Below are 16,907 nucleotides of genomic sequence, written 5' to 3'. Positions count from 1 at the left end.
TAGTGGAGTGTTCATGACTGCGGGCGCCAGAATGGCGAGATGTCCTGCTTCTCTGCGAGCTGGTGCTGGATGAAGGTATCGAGGAGTTCGTAGTCGAAGGGCTTGTTCCAGGGCTGGCGGGCGAACATCTTTCCGAAGTCCGTGCCGCGCTCGCGCATGATCTGCTCGAAGCGGATCATGGTGGCGCGCTCGGGGGCCATCGCCATGTGCTTGGACGCGGCCGAGAACCCGATGATGTAGGTCCCGTGGTGGGTGGACATCGGCTGGTTCCACGCGATGCGCGGCTCCAGCTCCGGGAACTTGCACGAGACCCAGTCCAGAACGTCCACCATCCGTGCGCGATTGTCGGCGTTGGGGATGGTCTCGAGGTGCTCGTCGAGCGTCTTGATTGTCATGGCTTCACCCAAGGCGACAGACGTCCAGGTAGCCTCGTATAGCTCTGTGTTATTCAAGAGTGCAGTTGAGAGTGGGTGCACCAATGGGAAGCAGGGCTACAGCGTCGAATGGGCATGGGGTTGGCTAGATGTAGCTTCCTTGCTAAGTTGACAGAGATGGCATCAGCGTCAACGCAGGGCGAATAACGAGGAGGTTAGGAGTGTGTCTAGTGACTGATAAGCAAGATGTGCTCGTTGATTGGTGCAGGCGACAGCAGGAATCGTTAAAAATTAATGTTGTGGATCAAGGTGTAGAAAACCTTGTCGGAATGGTTTCTAGACAGTCGATCTGCGCATCGTTACGCTTTCAATGTAGAGATCGCTTGGATAAAGTTAGGCAATCAAGACTGACTGATCAATTTTTCGTGGAGTTCCGTTCTGGACTAACGTTTGGGGATAAGAAATGAATATGTGGTGGGAATCTCTTTCGGATAAGTGGTCGTGGGATGATCCCATGATCGTCTTGGGTTTAGTCTCCTTGGCGGCTTCTGCGTTCATTCCTATTGTATTATGGATACTCGGCAAGAAATAGGCGAAACGTAACGATGAATTCCTTGTTAGTCAAGCGTCGCTTTCTCAGCGGCAGCGACGCGATACGCTGCTGGAGATCGTTGCGCAATCCTCTGATGCTGCCTATCTGGGAATTCTGTGGAGGGAGATTCGCGAGTCTGATAAGTATGAGCCGGAGGATCGGGATCTCCTTCTCGCTCGCTTCCGCGTTAATCCTGTTATCGCGCTTCCAGGAACGTCCACCGGCGTCAGGGTGCAGGATGACCTGACTGATGCCGTCGTGAGTGATTATGTTGACGGGCTTGAGCGTCGCTATACAGAAAGAGCAAGTGGGGGCTTTCCGTATCCCGGTTTGCTCGACTTCATTAAAGAGACAAAACGTTGTAAGGCAAAGATTGATGTATCAAGGATCGTCGATCTCGTCACAGGACCCACAGCAGAAAAGCAACGTCCAGGCCACATCTTTTTCTCCAATCTGGTCAATATTCTTCCTGGGGCAGCGAGTTATCTTCTTCGTAGCGTTGAGGACGTTGATCCTCGTGCTCCTGGTGGGCTTAGGCTGAATATTCTGACAGGCACCCTCCTTGCGATCCAAGAGGTGGAAATGGAGCGCCGAAAGCCGAAATTGAGCGTGGAAACTGTCGAACAGTTGAGGAAGGGGGTTGCCGGAGCTCTCGCTTCTCTGCTGCATCGAGGTGTGTTGCGCTCGTTTGACCATTGGGAGCGTAAGGGACCGACCGAACCTGTTAGTGCTACGGTTGCTTGGCTCGTCAGAGCAGTCGGGTGGGTCGCCGACACTGACAAGCATCTGGCGATGCGAATGATTGAAAATCTATCTGACACTATCCAGTCGATACCCAATGAAGATCGAGGCTGGGGGGTTGATAGTCGTCATGTTCGTCAGGGATTTGGGTGCATCAGGGAAAAGCAGCCCGAATTGTGGCAGGTGTATGGGCAGAGAATGGAATTGGCGGCCACGAAAGTTGGTCCGTGGAGGGGGAATGATGGGGATAATGGCTGAAATAGCGCTTAGAGGTATCCGTTTTGGGCTTAACGTCTGGGGGTAAGAAGTGACCTCCCAGCATGGGACTATCTCCTGGTTGGGGGTGAGCCTTCAGGACTGGACGAATATAGCCATGATTTTCGGAACAATTGTCACTTTCATTGTAGCTCTTGCTGCCCTGTTGGTGTCGGTTGCTGCACTCCGGTCGCAACATGAGGCACTGCCGGTGTCGGTGAATTCCGGTTTATGGGGCGCGGCTATGTGGATGAAGGTGATGATGTTCGGTGACTGGCGGCTTGGATGCAGAACACTGGCGTGACGACGTATGCCCACGAGGTGTATCGCTATGAGTGGGAGCCATTAGCCCTGCGTGAGGAGCAGCTCCCGGATGTGGCGAGGGATGGAGTTCCTGGCTCCATGCCCGAGTCTTTGCGGTCCAAGAGTAAGCATGAGCTACGGGAAAAGCTGGCGCGTTCGATCCTGGGGACCTTCTTTCGGGGCAATATTCGATGTTCTATGTTTCCTGCCCTCCTGGCGTTGAGCGTGTGAAACTCGCCGTTACGATGAGTATTAAGCGCGAAGCCAGATCCGATTCATCTCCAGTGAATGGCTTGATGTGCCGAGTGCCGAGGAGCTAATTGTGTCGACGCGGGAAACTCGGGGTTATCATGGACAGCAGGCTCGTAGTAGTGCGCGCTCGGATAACAGTGCTGAAGGTGCAGGTGAGTAGCAACCTGGGCCGCCGGGGTACGTGGGAGACCGTGTTGTTCCGCGTCGTCGACATGGCCGGGCTGCAAGCGTAAAGTGGCTCTTTTGTCTGCTTACAAGGGGGGGGCCGCCCGTGGATTCCCACGGGCGGCCCCCCCAGCAACCTGACGCTCAGCTCTTGCGCTTGGCAGGAGCCTCGCCCAGCTCGAAGGACTCGACAACGGCCTCGGTGGCCTCAGCGTCGCCGGACGCAGCCACGGTCAGGGCGCCCACGGCCTTCGACGCGGCCTCCAGGTCACCCTTCACCGACGCCAACGCCTCCACCTGAGCCCGCGGGGCGCGCACCGTCACCGCCAGGAATGGGGTGCGCGGCGACACCTTCGCCTCGGACTTCACGCGGCGCAGCGCGATCAGCGCAGACGACGCTGCCTCGAGCACCGAGGGATCACCCGCTACGCCCGCCAGATCGGAGGAAACCGGCCAGGGCGCCGTGTGGACGCTTCCCTCGCGGTACCAGCTCCACACCTCCTCCGTCACATAGGGGAGGAACGGGGCCAGCAGGCGCACCACGTTGTCAATCACGATCGCCAGCGCCGCACGCGCCGACGCCGCCGACGCCTCGTCCCACGCGCCATCGCGGTTGTAGGCGCGCTCCTTCACCAGCTCCAGGTAGTCGTCGCAGAACGTCCAGAAGAACGACTCCGTGACCTCGAGCGCGCGAGAATGCTCGTAGGACGCCAGAGCCGCCGACGCCTCGTCAATAACCCGGGAGAGTGTCGCCACGACCGCGCGATCCAGCGGCACCGTCACCAGCGCAGGATCCAGGTCGATCGCCGCGCCCTCGCCGCCCATCGTGAGCGCGAACTTCGAGGCGTTCAGCACCTTGATCGCCAGGCGGCGACCAATCTTCATCTGCTGCTCGTCGAACGCCGCATCCAGGCCCAGGCGAGCCGACGCCGCCCAGTAACGCACCGCGTCCGAACCGTACTTCTCCAAGATGCCCATCGGGGTCACGACGTTGCCCTTGGACTTGCTCATCTTCTTGTGGTCCGAATCCAGGATCCAGCCCGACAATCCCGCGTGCTTCCACGGCAGCGCCCCGAACTCCAGGTCCGCGCGCACGACGGTGGAGAACAGCCACGTGCGAATGATGTCCTGGCCCTGCGGGCGCAGATCCATCGGATACGTGCGAGCGAACAGGTCCTCATCGTCCAGCCAGCCGCACGCCAGCTGCGGGGATAGGGACGACGTCGCCCACGTGTCCATGATGTCCAGCTCGCCCACGAAGCCGCCGGCCACGCCGCGCTGCTCCTCCGCGAACCCCTCCGGCACGTCCGTCGACGGGTCGACGGGCAGAGCGGCCTCGGAGGGGGTGATGATGTCGTCGTAGTTCACCTGGCCGTCCGCGTCCACGCGGTACCACAGCGGGAAGGGCACGCCGAAGAAGCGCTGACGGGACACCAGCCAGTCGCCCTTGAGGCCCTTCACCCAGTTCTCGTAGCGCACGCGCATGAAGTCGGGGTGGAACTCCAGCTCGCGGCCCCGCCCGATCAGTTCCTCGTTCAGGTCCGAGCCCGAGGCCGGGTTCGTCCACGCGCGGCCACCGTTGCGGATGTACCACTGGCGCGAGGTGACGATCTCGAGGGGCTTGTCGCCCTTCTCGAAGAAGTTCGTCTGACGCATCGTCTTGGTCGGCTCGCCCTTCAGCTCGCCCGAGGAGCGCAGGGCCGCCACCAGGGCCTCGCGCGCGGAGAACGTCGTCTTGCCCGTGATCTCGGCAAAGGCCTCGCGGCCCGCATCGGTCGTGATCCACTCGGGGATCTCGGTGACGATGCGGCCGTCCTTGCGCAGGATCGCGCGCAGCGGCAGCTCCAGGTCGCGCCACCAGTCGATGTCGGTCGTGTCGCCGAAGGTGCAGCACATGGCGATGCCCGCGCCCTTGTCCATCTCGGCGTCCGGGTGAGCCAGGATCGGCACCTCCACGCCGTACACGGGGGAGGCCACCGTCGTGCCGAACAGCGGCTTGTAGCGCTCGTCGTCCGGGTGGGCAATCAGGGCGACGCACGCGGCCAGAAGCTCCGGGCGCGTCGTCTCGATGCACACGTCCACGCCGTCCTCGACGGGCGCGCCCGCGGCTGCGGCCTTCGCCGCCGCGTCGGCGTCCGTGATGTGGAAGGCCAGGCGGTGATAGAAGCCCGGGTACTCGCGGCTCTCCAGCTCCGCCTGGGCGACTGCCGTCTGGAAGGTCACGTCCCACAGGCCCGGGGCCTCGGCCTGGTAGGCCTCCCCGCGCTCCAGGTTACGCAGGAACGCGGCCTGGGCGACCTTGCGGGCGCGCGCGCCGATCGTCTGGTAGTTCTGCTTCCAGTCCACACTCAAGCCCAGGTAGCGCCACAGCGCCTCAAACTGGGCCTCGTCCTCGACCGTGAGACGCTCGCACAGCTCCACGAAGTTCTTACGCGAAATCGGCTTCTGATCCCGGGCCTTAATCGACTTCCCGTCGCCGCCCACGTGCGGGGGCTCGAAGTTGGGATCGTAGGGGGCCGTCGCATCCACGCGCACGCCGAAATAGTTCTGCACGCGCCGCTCCGTGGGCAGGCCGTTGTCGTCCCACCCCATCGGGTAGAACACGGACTTGCCCATCATGCGCTGGTAGCGGGCCACCACGTCGGTGTGGGTGTAGGAGAAAACGTGGCCGATGTGCAGCGAACCCGACACCGTGGGCGGGGGAGTGTCGATCGAGTACACCTGCTCGCGGCTCGCGCTGCGGTCAAAAGCGTAGGTGCCCTGGGTCTCCCAGGTCTCACCCCACTTTGCTTCGAGGCCTTCGGGAGCTGCGCGGTCGGGCACGCGGGGCGCCTGCGCGCGGGGGGTCATGGCCATGAGTGAGTTGTCTCCATCCGAGTCGTGGACTATGTGCCCCACTAGCGTACTGATTCGCGCGCCTGCCGGTCCAACGCAGCGCCGGGAGAGAGGTCGCAGCTTGCTCACACGGCGCGTCACACTCGTCCCCCTGGTGGCGCCCCCAAGATCTCGCGATCCCGTGGCGCTACCGTGGTGTCAGACGCGGGAGCCTGGCCGGGGCCACTGCGCGGAAGGGGAGAACATGAGCGCGCAATCGCTGGGAGAACAGACCGTCGACCTGTTGGGGCGCCTCGTGCGCCTGGGCTGCGTCAACGACCTGACCGCCGACTCGGGCGGGGAAGAACGCGCAGTCGAGGTCCTGGAAGACTTCTTCGACGACGTTCCCGTCTCCATGGAGCGAGTGTCCCCACACCCGGGGCGAACCACCCTCATCGTGACGGTCGGGGGAGACGCCACCCCTGCCGACGGGGATGGCAGGGGGCCGCTGACCCTCCTCGGGCACACGGACGTCGTGCCCGTCGACGAGGCCAAGTGGACGCGCGACCCCTTCGGCGCTGCGGTCGAGGATGGGGTGATGTGGGGGCGCGGGACCGTCGACATGCTTCACCTGACGGCATCCATGGCGGTCGTGACACGCGAGGTCGCGAGGCGAGCCCAACGCGGCGACGCGCCCGCGCACCCTCTCGTTTTCGTCGCCGCCGCAGACGAGGAAGCCCGAGGAGGACTCGGCGTCCCGTGGATCGGCGAGAACATGGCCCACCTGGTCCCGTGGCACGCCGCCGTCTCGGAGATGGGAGGAGCCCACATCTACGGGCGCAGGGGCGCAGACAGCGTCGTCGTTGTCGTCGGAGAAAAGGGAGCGGCTCAACGACGCCTCCACATCCGAGGCGACGCAGGCCATGGCTCGGTCCCCCTCGGGCGCGTCAGCGCTGTCGAGCGGCTCGCCCAGGTGAGCGCGGCGCTGTCTGCGGCCCGCTGGCCCACCGCCACCGACGAGGTCTGGGCCTCCTTCGTGCGCGCCTTCGAGTTCGATGACACGACCGAAACAAGTCTCATCAACGGCACCTACGAGGGCGACTACTCCGAGTTCGGTGACCTGGCGGCGTTCGCCCACGCGATCTCCCACGTGACCGTTGCCCAAACGGCAGCGCGCTGCGGAGGCCCCATCAACGTGCTGCCCTCCCACGCCACCCTCGACCTCGACATTCGCACGCTGCCCGGCGTCGACGACGATGACGTGGACGCCGCCATCACCGCGGCCCTCGGCGATCTCGCCGAGCACGCGACCATCGAGCGCCTCCTGTGCGAGAGCGCCACGGCCTCGTTGATCGACACCGACCTGTACCGGGCGATCGAAGCGGCGCTGATGCGGCGCTACCCGGGCGCGAGCGTCGTGCCCGTCCTCTTCCCCGGCGGATCCGACCTGCGCGTGGCCCGCAGGCGTGGGGGCATCGGGTACGGCTTTGGAGCCGTGGACAGCGGGGCAAGCCTGGGACAGGTCTACTCCCAGCTGCACGCACACGATGAACACATCGCCGTGGCGGACGTGCGAGCGACCGCCGAGGTCCTGCACGAGGTCGTGACCACCTACCTGGGCGCATAACGAGGCCGGGGCCGGGTCACGTGTTCGTGCAACCCAGCCTCGGCCTCGTGAATGACGAGCGAGCCCCTTAGAGGACCATCGCGGCGATCCACCCGCCGACCAACAGCGGGATGTTGTAGTGGATGAATTCCGGGATGACCGTGTCGCGCATGTGGTCGTGCTGACCGTCCACGCTCAGACCGGCTGTCGGGCCAAGCGTGGAGTCGGATGCGGGCGAACCTGCGTCGCCCAGAGCACCAGCGGTACCGATGATCGCGACGGTGGCGACGGGGGAGAAGCCCAGCGTCAGGCACAGAGGCACGTAGATCGCCGAAATGATCGGCAGGGTCGAGAAGGACGAGCCGATACCCATCGTGATGACGAGGCCGACGACGAGCATGATCATGGCGGCCAGCGCCTTCGAACCATTGAACATCGCGGAGGTCTGCTGGACGAGAGGCTCGATCTGGCCCGACTTCTTCAGGACCTCGGCGTAGCCCTGCGCGGTGATCATGATGAGGCCGATGAGGCTCATCATCTTCATGCCTCCGCTGAATACGTCCTCGGCCCGCTGCCAAGGGACGACACGCATGGCGAGCATGAGGCACAGACCCACGAGAGCACCCACGAGCAGCGGGTCGGCATCGGAGTCCATCTTGGTCAGGACCGCCTGGATCACGAAGCAGGCGATGAGGGCGACGACGGCCGCCCACACCTTCACCATGCTGATCGGCTTGTCATTGCCCGTGCTGAACTCCGTCTCGCGCTGCTCGTATTCGCGCGGCTTGCGGTAGGAGACGAACAGGGCGATGAAGCAACCCACCGCCATGGACAGGGCGGGGATCGCCATGGCGGCCATCGGATTGACGATGCCCTCGACGGGCAGCCCCGCATCCTCAATGTTCTTGTAGAGAATGTCGTGCAGGAAGATACGACCGAAACCGATCGGCACGAACATGTAGGTCGTGACGATGCCGAAGGTGATGGCACAGGCGACCATGCGTCGGTCCATCTTCAGCTCGTTCATGACGCCGATGAGCGGGGGAACCAGCAGCGGGATGAACGCGATGTGAATCGGGATGAGGTTTTGGCTCATCACGCCCATGACGAGGACGCCTCCGAGGATGCCCCACTTGGCGGATCGGGCAACTCGCGCCGAGTTAGAGTCATCAGCGCTGCGCAGCTTCTTGATGATCCAATTGGCCAGGAGGCGAGGCAACCCCGAGTGGGCGACCGACATGGCGAAGGCGCCGAGCAGGGCGTAGGACAGTGCGATCTTCGCGCCGCCGGCGAGGCCATCCTGGAAGGCCACCATGGTGCCGGACATGCCCATTCCGGCCACGAGGCCGCCCACGAGGGAGGCGACGAAAAGGGAGATGACGACGTGTACGCGAGCGATGCTGAGGACCAGCATGACGATCACGGATAGCACGACTGCGTTGAAAAGCAACATGAGTGTTCCTGTGTTGAGGGTGCGCGACAGCGCAAAAGTGGAGAGGTAAGCCGCTTCGCGGCAGGTGGAATCAGCCGAGATGGGAGTCGGCGTGGATGGAGGCGTCGACGGCACCAACCAGTGCGGTCGACAAACCGCCTTCCTCGGCGGCCAGCAATCCCGCGATTGTGGTCCCGCCGGGGCTTGTCACACGATCAATGAGTTGCGCGGGGATGGTTCCGTTCTCGCGCTCGGCCAGGAGCAGCGCCGCGGCCCCCGCCATCGCCTGCGCCGCGATCTCGACGGCGCTGTCCTTGGACAGTCCGTACTTGAGACCCGCGCGGGCGAAAGAATCAACAATCTGGAAAAACCAGGCCGGAGAGCACGAGGCCAGGGCCTGGAAGACAGGGAAAAAGTCCTCGTCGATGAGGATCGTGCGGCCCACGGAGTCCATGAGGGAGCACACGGCGCTCACCTGCGCGTCCGTCGTTCCCGAGGCCGTCACGGCCGTCATGGACTGACCGACGGTCGCCGCGACGTTGGGCATAATGCGCACCAGGGGAATGCCTGCGCCGAAGTCGGTGGCAATCTGGTCGAGGGTACGCCCGGCCGCCAGGGATGCGACGCACACGTCGGGCCGACCCACGACGGTGGAGGAGATCTCCTTGATGACCGCGCGCTGGTCCTTGGGCTTGACTGCCAGGATGACGATGTCGACCTGGCGCGCCAGGGACACGTTCGAGGATGCGGCGCTCGCCCCGAGCTCGTCGGCCAGGTCGCATGCCTTGGCGGGCGTGCGGTTAGAAAAGACCAGGGTGGCGGGGTCGACACCGGACGCGACGGCGCCGCGAGCGATGGCCTGTGCCATGGCCCCCGTTCCGATGAATCCGATGCGCATGAGTTTCTCCCGCGGCTATTGGTCGATTGCGTTGCAGACTACCCCATTTTGCCTTCTCTTGGCCCAGTGGCCGAACTGTGAGACGAGGCCGGGGCCGGGGACCGTTGACAGTCCCAGCCCCGGCCTCGTGCCGCGTGCCCTCAGCGCTTGCGCGTGCCGAAGATGGAGCGCGTGATCTCGCGTCCGGCGGTGCGCAGCACGGAACCGAGGACGGATTCGACCTGGCGGGTGCGCCGCTCGGCGGCGCGTTGACGCGCGGCCTCCTCCTTCTCCTGCTGCTTCTCCACCTGGCGACGCAGCTTCTCCATCTCCTTCTCGCGGGCGGCCTGTTCCTTCGCCGCGGCCTTCTCCGCCTCGCGCGCTGCCTTCTCCGCCTCCTTGGCGGCTGCCTCCTGGGCGATGGCCTCCTCGCGGGCCGCCACGGCCTCCTCGGCGCGACGCGCGAGCTTCTCCTCGGCCGAATCGGGGTTCACGGCGTCGCGGTAGCGGCCCATGATGACGCTGGACTGGTTGATGCGCGCCACGGTGTCGGACGAGGCGGGGCCCATGACGGAGGCGGGCGCCCAGATGCCGACGGGCGTCACCGGAGTGGGGTTGCCCTTGGGATCGAGGACCGTCACCACGGCCTCGCCCGTGCCCAGCGTGGTGAGGACCTCGTCAAGCTCGAGGCTCGTCTTGGGGAACGTCTGAACCGTGGCCTTGAGCTTCTTGAAGTCCTCCGGAGTGGAGGCGCGAAGCCCGTGCTGAATACGCGACCCCAGCTGGGCGAGCACGTCGGAGGGGATGTCCTTGGGAGTCTGCGTCACGAAGACCACGCCCACGCCCTTGGACCGAATGAGCCGCACCGTCTGGACGACCTGACGCTCGAACTCCTTCGTTGCATCGGCGAACAACAGGTGGGCCTCGTCGAAGAAGAAGACGAGCTTGGGACGCGGGACGTCACCGACCTCTGGGAGCGTCGAAAACAGGTTCGCCAACAGGAACATGATGACCGCGCTGACCAGGGCGGGACGGGACGAAATGTCGCCCACGCCCAGCAGTGAAATGATGCCCCTGCCGCTCGAATCCGAACGGATCAGGTCCGCCGTGTCGAAGCCCGGCGCGCCGAAGAACTGGCCGCCGCCCTGGGACTCAAGAGCCGTCAGGGCGCGCAGGATCACCCCGGCCGTTGCCTTGGAGACGCCGCCGATTTCCGCCAGCTCATCCTTTCCATCCTCGCTGGTGAGGAAGGAGATCACCGAACGCAGGTCGGGCAGGTCCACCAGCTCCAATCCCTGGGAATCGGCCCACGCAAAGATCAACTGGAGGGCCTGTTCCTGCGTCGTATTGAGGGAGAGCGCACGTGCCAGCAGGATCGGCCCGAAATCGCTCACCTCGGCGCGCACGGGCACGCCCGGGAACTGCGCGTCCGCCCCGCCCAGGCTCAGCAGCTCAACGGGGAAGGCGCTGGCCGCCCACTGCTGCCCGTTGGCCGCCGTGCGAGAGAGGAGCTTCTCCGAGCTCGTACCCGGCTCGGCCAGGCCCGTCAGGTCGCCTTTGACGTCGCACAGGAGCACCGAGGAACCGCCGGCCGACAGCCCTTCGGCGAGGAGCTGGAGGGTGCGTGTCTTGCCCGTGCCGGTTGCCCCGGCGACCAGGAGGTGACGGTTGAACATCGGCAGAGGCATCGCTGCGCTCACGCCGAGCACGCGCACGCCCTCGTCAATGAGGGTTCCGACGGTGACGGCAGGAACATCCCAGGAGTAGGCGGCCTGAATGTGGGCGGCGAAGGGAGAGAGGCCGGATGCGGGCGCGGGGGACGAGGCAGGGCCGGGCTGAGTGGCGTCGCCTTGCGCGGCGGCCTCTTGCGTGGCGCGGGCGGGGGAGGCCGCCTCCAACGGCTCAGGGCTCGGGGCAGCGCTCGTTCTTTCCGCTTCGAGCTGGGCGCGCAACGCTTCGGCCTTTGCGCGAGCGGCTTCCGCCTCGGCCGCCTTCGCGGCGGCCTCGGCCTGCGCAAGCCGTGCCTTGAGGTCCTCAATGTTCTCGCTCATGGTGATGTCTTTCGGACTGAGGGCGCGCAAGCGCCGCGTGGCTGTGTCTTCCCGCACCAGTATCCCTTGGCGCCCGACCTCCGTGCGACTTATGGGCTGGGACAACCATGTGGGATGCATCCACAAGCCTGCCGGCACCGAAGGCGCCATGCACAGGGAAAGAAAAAGCCCCTGACACGCGCCGCCAGCGGGCGTAGCGTCCCAACTATGAACCTGTCGCAACTGCTGGCTCGCAGGCGCATGAGGGCCTTGACCAAGGCCGTGTACGATTCCGCTGTCTCGCAGGAGGACGAGGCCGCAGACAAGCGGGTGGCCCGGCTCCTCCCGGGAGGCGCGACCGTCGCGGCTCTCATCCTCGTCCTCGTCCTCATCACCGCCGTCAGCATCTGGAAACACGCGGGGAGCGCCCAGGCGCCGCAGAGGGAACAGACCGCGAGCGAAACAGGCGAGAACGGACAATCAACCGACGCCCAGACGGGCCCCACCGCCAGCCCATCCACGGCGGGAGGACAGGTCACCGTCTACGTGTCCGGGGCGGTGGCTTCCCCCGGAGTTCTCACCCTCCCCGCCTCCTCCCGCATCATCGATGCCATCGACGCAGCTGGAGGAGCCCTGCCCGACGCCGACCTCGACTCCCTCAACCTCGCCCGCGTCCTCGTTGATGGAGAACACATACGCCTCACCCATGCGGGGCAAAGCCCCGACGCGGACGCCGCCAACGAGGCGACCGCCTCCTGCGTCCGACTGGACACCGCCAGCGACAAGGATCTGCAAACCCTCCCGGGGATAGGCCCGGCCCTCGCCTCGCGGATCATCCAGTACCGCACGACCCACCCCCGCATCACCAGCGTCGACGCGCTGGACGAGGTGCCCGGAATAGGTCCCGCACTGATCGAGAAGATACGCCCGGGAGTGTGCCCATGAACGAGCGACAAGCCCCCGTCATGATCGACCTGCGTCTGCTTCCCGCCGCCGCCTCAACCTGGGCCGCCACCTGGTGGGCGACCAGCCGCCCACCTCCCTGGCCCCTCGCCGCGGCACTCCTGGTCCTGTGCTGCGCGGCCTCGGCATCGTACGCGTACTCGCGCCGACACACCCACCCACCCCGGCATGCCAGGACTCCTCCGCGATCGGCGCGCATGGGCGTCGCCCTCCTGTGCGCCTGCCTCGCCTGCGCGCTCGCGGTTGCCGGCATGGCGCGACAACGCTACGACGTAGATCCGGCTCGCGGTGAGGCCGGGCCGATCCGCGCGCGCGTCGTGCTCGAAGACGACCCGGCTCCGCTCTCCTCCGGTCACGTCGCGCGGCGGCAGGCCCGCGTGCGCATCACCGAGGTCTTCGACGGCATCCGATGGGCGCCTTCCCAGGCTCGCGCCCTCGTGAGCGCGCCGGGGTGGGAGGGCGCTGCTCGCGGCGACGTCTTCGAGGTGACGGGCACCCTCGACCCCTCCTTCGCCTCCGCGCCTCCCTCGGTGGGGGCCGTGCGAGCTCGCCGCGCCTCCCTCATCGAGCGGCCGGGCGGCGTCTACGCCTGGATGCGTGTCACTCACCGCTCCTTCGTCGCCGCCTGTGAGACGCTTCCCGGGCACGCGCGAGCCCTTGTCCCCGGGATGGCCATCGGTGACGACCGACTCCTCAGCGCCGACCTTGCCGAGGCCATGAAGGCGACCTCCCTGACCCACCTCACGGCAGTGTCCGGATCGCACATCGTGATCATCCTCGCGGCCCTGAACCTCGTGCTGCCGGCACGCAAGGTTCTGCGCCTAGTGGCCACGGCGGTCGTGCTCTGCGGCATCGTGATCCTTGTTGGACCCCAGCCCTCCGTCCTGCGATCGGTGTGCGTCGCGGCCGTGGCCTGCCTCGGGCTGGTTCTCGGGCGGGAGGGACAAGCCGTTGCCGCACTGAGCGGTGTCGTCATCGTGTCCCTGATCCTCGATCCATGGGCGTCGCGCTCCTACGGTTTCGCCCTGTCGTGCCTTGCTGCTCTCGCGCTCGTCGGCCCCAGCGCGGTCCTCATCAGGCGTGCGCGCCGACGACTGAGGGCGGACACGCGGCTCGGGCGAGCGGTGCGTGCCCTCGTCGAGGGCACCTGCGTTCCCGCCCTCGCAGAGGTCTTCACCGCGCCGCTCATCGTCTCGCTGTCCGGCACGGTTCCCGTGTGGGGGATAGCAGCCAACGTCCTGGCGGAACCCGCCGTTCCCCTGGTCACCCTCGCAGGCCTGGCCGGAGCCCTCCTCGCTCCCGTTTCCCCGACCGTGGCGTCCGCGTGCGCCTGGCTCGCCTCGTGGGGGACCGCGTGGATCGCCGCACTCGCGCGCTTCTTTTCGGGCCTCGCCGCCTCGGGCATCCAGGTACCCGGCGGCCCGCCCACGCTCCTGTCCCTCTACGCGTGCGCGGGAGCCGGATGGGGCGCGTGGGCGGCGTGGCGACGATGGGGTGCACCGGTCGTACAGGATGCCAGGGGACGGTGATTTCCCGGCGGGGCCATAGGCCCGCGGCCCCGCATCGGTGCGGGAGCTCGGCTTAAGGCGCCTCGCGGGTCGCTTCGGTGAGACCGGCCACGGGATGTGTCCGCTCAGGGCAAAGGCGGGCGCACACGAGCGCGCTCAGTGGCAGACTTAGACAATCAGAAGCGCTGTGGAAAGGCAGGGAGACGTGGCAGCACGCGGCGGGCGAGGCGCGACGCCCACCCAGGTAGCGCTGGCCCCCATCGTCCTCATCAAAGGAAGCGAGGGGCTCCTCGTTGACCGTGCGCTTGACCAGCTGCGCTTCCTCGCCCACCAGGCCGATCCCAACCTCGAACGCACGGATATCGTCGCCGCCACCTACCAGGCCGGGCAGATCGACGTCATTGCCTCCCCCTCCCTCTTTGGGGAGTCCCGCATGATCATCATCCGCGACCTCGAAACGATGAGCGACGCCCTCGCCGCCGACCTGATCGCCTACGCGAGTGCTCCAGCCCCCGACGTGTGGCTTTTCCTCGCCCACCCCGGCGGCAACGCGCGGGGCAAGAAGGTCATCGACGCGATCACCAAGGCCAAGTGGCCCGTCATCCCCGCCGAACCCCTCAAGAACGACCGCGAGAAGCTCGCGCTCATCGCCTCCGACGTGCGTTCCGCACGTCGACAGATGGACAACGAGGCCATGCAGGCCCTCGTCGACGCTCTGGGCAACGATCCGCGCGCGATGGCGGGGGCGCTCGCACAGCTCCTGTCTGACGTGAGTGGGCGCATCACCCTGGAGGACGTGTGCCGTTACCAGGCCGGGCGCGTGGAAGCCACCGGCTACGACGTGGCCGATGCTGCGGTCGCCGGACACTCCGCGAAGGCACTGACCCTGACACGCCACGCCTTCGCCACCGGCATCGCCCCGCAGGTGCTCGTCGCCGCACTCGCGATGAAGTTCCGGGCGATGGCGAAGGTCTCAATCGGAGGGGGTGCCTCGTCCCTGAAGATGGCCCCCTGGCAGGTGGACCGAGCCCGGCGCGAGCTGCGTGGCTGGTCCGATAACTCCCTGGCCGCGGTCTTCGGAGCGATCGCTACCGCGGATGCAGAAACGAAGGGCGAGTCGCGCGACCCCCAGCGGGCGATCGAGAAGGCCATCATCACGATTTGCCGGCTGCGCGGACGCTGAGCGCGGGGCGGGTGCGGTGCGCGAGGCGCCCGCGATGGGACAGATGTCAGTGGAAGGACACAGATGAGAACAATTGGAATACTGCTGGGTCGGCTGCGAGAGTTTAAGTCTCCCGCGCTCCTCACCCCGCTCTTTATCGTGGGCGAGGTTGTTTTCGAGTGCCTGATCCCGCTGATCATGGTTTCCCTCGTGGACGCCCTCGACGGCACGTCCCTCGCCCCGGTCGCGCGTCTGGGAACGATCCTCATCGGCCTGGCCTTTGCCTCGCTGGCGTGCGGTGTTCTCGCCGCGCGCTTCTCGGCGACCGCGTCGGTTGGCCTGGCGAAGAACCTGCGTCAAGACCTCTTCTTCCGCGTCCAGGACTTCTCCTTTGCCGATATCGATCGGTTCTCGACCTCCTCCCTGGTCACGCGGATGACAACGGATGTCACCAACGTCCAAAATGCCTTCGGGATGCTCATTCGCATCGCCGTGCGAGTCCCGCTCATGATCGTCTTCTCCATCGTCATGGCGTGGCGCATCAACGTGTCGATGGCGCTCATTTTCCTGGCGATGGTGCCTGTTTTGGCGATCATTCTCGCGCTCATTGTTCTCGTGGCCTTCCCGATTTTCCGCCGCATCTTCAAGAAGTACGACGCGCTCAACAACTCTGTCCAGGAGAACGTTGCGGCGATCCGCGTGGTCAAGTCCTTCGTCACCGAGGAGCACGAGACCACCAAGTTCCGCGCTGCATCTCAGGACGTGCGCAAGGACTTCACCAATGCAGAGAAGCTCATCGCCCTCAACGGCCCTGTCATGATGCTGTTCATCTTTTCCGCGATCATGGCCGTCGACTACTTCGGGGCGGGGATCATCGTCAACTCAGCGGGCACGGAGCTCACCAAGGGCGGCCTGACCGCGCTCATCACCTACGGCATCCAGATTCTGTCGCACATGCTTATGCTCGCCTTCATCTTCGTCATGACGACCATGGCTGCCGAGTCCGCGCACCGCATCGCCGAGGTTCTCACCCATGAGCCCTCCCTGTCCTCGCCCCCCGGTGGGGCAACCGAGGTGGCCGACGGCACCGTCTTCTTTGAGGGAGTGTCCTTCAAGTACTCCGACAAGGCCGAGGAGAACGCCCTGTCGGACATCGACCTGCGCATTGAGTCTGGCTCCACGCTCGGTATTGTCGGCGGAACCGGCTCGGCCAAGACCTCCCTCATTCAGCTCATCTGCCGCCTCTACGACGTCTCCGAGGGCGTGGTGTCGGTTGGCGGACGCGACGTGCGCGACTACGACCTTCAGTCCCTGCGCGACGCCGTCTCCGTCGTCTTGCAAAAGAACGTCCTATTCTCGGGAACCATCAAGGACAACATGCGCTGGGGTAACCCCGAGGCCACCGACGAGCAGATCGTTCGCGCCTGCGAGCTCGCTCAGGCCGACGAGTTCATCCAGCAGCTGCCCGGCGGCTACGACTACGTGATCGCGCGCGGTGGGACGAACGTGTCGGGCGGACAGAAGCAGCGCTTGTGCATCGCGCGTGCGCTGCTGAAGAACCCGAAGGTTCTCATCCTGGACGACTCCACGTCCGCCGTGGACACGCGCACGGACGTGCTCATCCGCAACGCCTTCGAGACGGAGATTCCGGGGACAACGACCATCATCATCGCCCAGCGCCTGACCTCCGTGGAGCACGCCGACCAGATCATCGTCCTCGACGATGGACGCATCAAGGAACGAGGCACCCACGCCGAACTGATGGCGGCGGGTGGGGAGTACCGCGAGATCTACGATTCTCAGAACGCAGCCAAGGAAAGCGAGGTGGCCTGA

The 16,907-nt window shown here is 65.4% G+C and carries 13 protein-coding genes; 8 read left to right on the top strand and 5 right to left on the bottom strand.

What is annotated here, in order from left to right; all coding sequences use genetic code 11:
• Positions 1-11 precede the first annotated feature (11 nt).
• The gene (locus tag HMPREF9006_RS02840) at positions 12-395 is read right to left on the bottom strand and encodes an iron chaperone (RefSeq protein WP_009212030.1); all 384 of its coding nucleotides are present in this window, start codon (positions 393-395) and stop codon (positions 12-14) included.
• A gap of 209 nt (positions 396-604) precedes the next feature.
• On the opposite strand from HMPREF9006_RS02840, the gene HMPREF9006_RS10515 reads away from it, so the two are divergent.
• From HMPREF9006_RS10515 to HMPREF9006_RS10510, 3 genes are all read left to right on the top strand, one after another.
• Entirely contained in the window at positions 605-841 is a 237-nt protein-coding gene (locus HMPREF9006_RS10515) for a hypothetical protein (RefSeq protein ID WP_156794382.1), read from the top strand.
• Between the two features lie 383 nt (positions 842-1,224).
• Positions 1,225-1,965 carry a hypothetical protein gene (locus HMPREF9006_RS10225; protein ID WP_198002535.1) on the top strand — a complete coding sequence of 247 codons (741 nt, stop codon included), beginning with the start codon at positions 1,225-1,227 and terminating at the stop codon, positions 1,963-1,965.
• A 115-nt stretch (positions 1,966-2,080) separates the two neighbouring features.
• Entirely contained in the window at positions 2,081-2,266 is a 186-nt protein-coding gene (locus tag HMPREF9006_RS10510) for a hypothetical protein (protein WP_156794381.1), read from the top strand.
• A gap of 560 nt (positions 2,267-2,826) precedes the next feature.
• Here HMPREF9006_RS10510 and valS read toward each other — a convergent pair.
• Positions 2,827-5,538 (bottom strand): valine--tRNA ligase, encoded by a 2,712-nt coding sequence (gene valS, locus HMPREF9006_RS02825; RefSeq protein WP_009212025.1) that lies wholly within the window; start codon positions 5,536-5,538, stop codon positions 2,827-2,829.
• 223 nt (positions 5,539-5,761) lie between these two features.
• Between valS and HMPREF9006_RS02820 the strand changes: the two genes are divergently transcribed.
• Positions 5,762-7,123, top strand: a complete 1,362-nt coding sequence (locus tag HMPREF9006_RS02820) for a M20/M25/M40 family metallo-hydrolase (RefSeq protein WP_009212024.1) — start codon at positions 5,762-5,764, stop codon at positions 7,121-7,123.
• A 67-nt stretch (positions 7,124-7,190) separates the two neighbouring features.
• Here the strand turns inward: HMPREF9006_RS02820 and HMPREF9006_RS02815 are convergent, their stop codons facing one another.
• The 3 genes from HMPREF9006_RS02815 to HMPREF9006_RS02805 all read right to left on the bottom strand — a co-directional run bounded on the left by HMPREF9006_RS02815 (position 7,191) and on the right by HMPREF9006_RS02805 (position 11,462).
• Positions 7,191-8,555 (bottom strand): Na+/H+ antiporter family protein, encoded by a 1,365-nt coding sequence (locus HMPREF9006_RS02815; protein WP_009212023.1) that lies wholly within the window; start codon positions 8,553-8,555, stop codon positions 7,191-7,193.
• A 70-nt stretch (positions 8,556-8,625) separates the two neighbouring features.
• Positions 8,626-9,432: a pyrroline-5-carboxylate reductase gene (proC, locus tag HMPREF9006_RS02810; RefSeq protein ID WP_009212022.1), complete on the bottom strand. Its 807-nt coding sequence runs from the start codon at positions 9,430-9,432 to the stop codon at positions 8,626-8,628.
• A 140-nt stretch (positions 9,433-9,572) separates the two neighbouring features.
• On the bottom strand, positions 9,573-11,462 hold the full coding sequence (locus tag HMPREF9006_RS02805) for a helicase HerA-like domain-containing protein (protein WP_034232007.1): 1,890 nt from the start codon (positions 11,460-11,462) through the stop codon (positions 9,573-9,575).
• Between the two features lie 207 nt (positions 11,463-11,669).
• Between HMPREF9006_RS02805 and HMPREF9006_RS02800 the strand changes: the two genes are divergently transcribed.
• The 4 genes from HMPREF9006_RS02800 (at position 11,670) to HMPREF9006_RS02785 (ending at position 16,907) form a co-directional block, all read left to right on the top strand.
• The gene (locus HMPREF9006_RS02800; RefSeq protein WP_232209809.1) at positions 11,670-12,386 is read left to right on the top strand and encodes a ComEA family DNA-binding protein; all 717 of its coding nucleotides are present in this window, start codon (positions 11,670-11,672) and stop codon (positions 12,384-12,386) included.
• Positions 12,383-13,933, top strand: coding sequence for a ComEC/Rec2 family competence protein (locus HMPREF9006_RS02795; protein WP_232209808.1), 1,551 nt, complete (start codon positions 12,383-12,385; stop codon positions 13,931-13,933). The genes HMPREF9006_RS02800 and HMPREF9006_RS02795 overlap by 4 nt, the downstream gene beginning before the upstream one ends.
• Before the next feature lie 184 nt (positions 13,934-14,117).
• A complete protein-coding gene (gene holA / locus HMPREF9006_RS02790; RefSeq protein ID WP_034230929.1) occupies positions 14,118-15,095 on the top strand; it encodes a DNA polymerase III subunit delta in 978 nt (325 codons plus the stop codon).
• Between the two features lie 63 nt (positions 15,096-15,158).
• Complete coding sequence (locus HMPREF9006_RS02785) at positions 15,159-16,907, top strand: ABC transporter ATP-binding protein (RefSeq protein WP_009212017.1); 1,749 nt, start codon at positions 15,159-15,161, stop codon at positions 16,905-16,907.

The organism is Actinomyces sp. oral taxon 180 str. F0310 (assembly GCF_000185285.1).
Taxonomy (GTDB): domain Bacteria; phylum Actinomycetota; class Actinomycetes; order Actinomycetales; family Actinomycetaceae; genus Pauljensenia.
The sequence above is the reverse complement of the archived record's forward strand: the minus strand, read 5'-3'. Positions and strand labels throughout refer to the sequence as shown.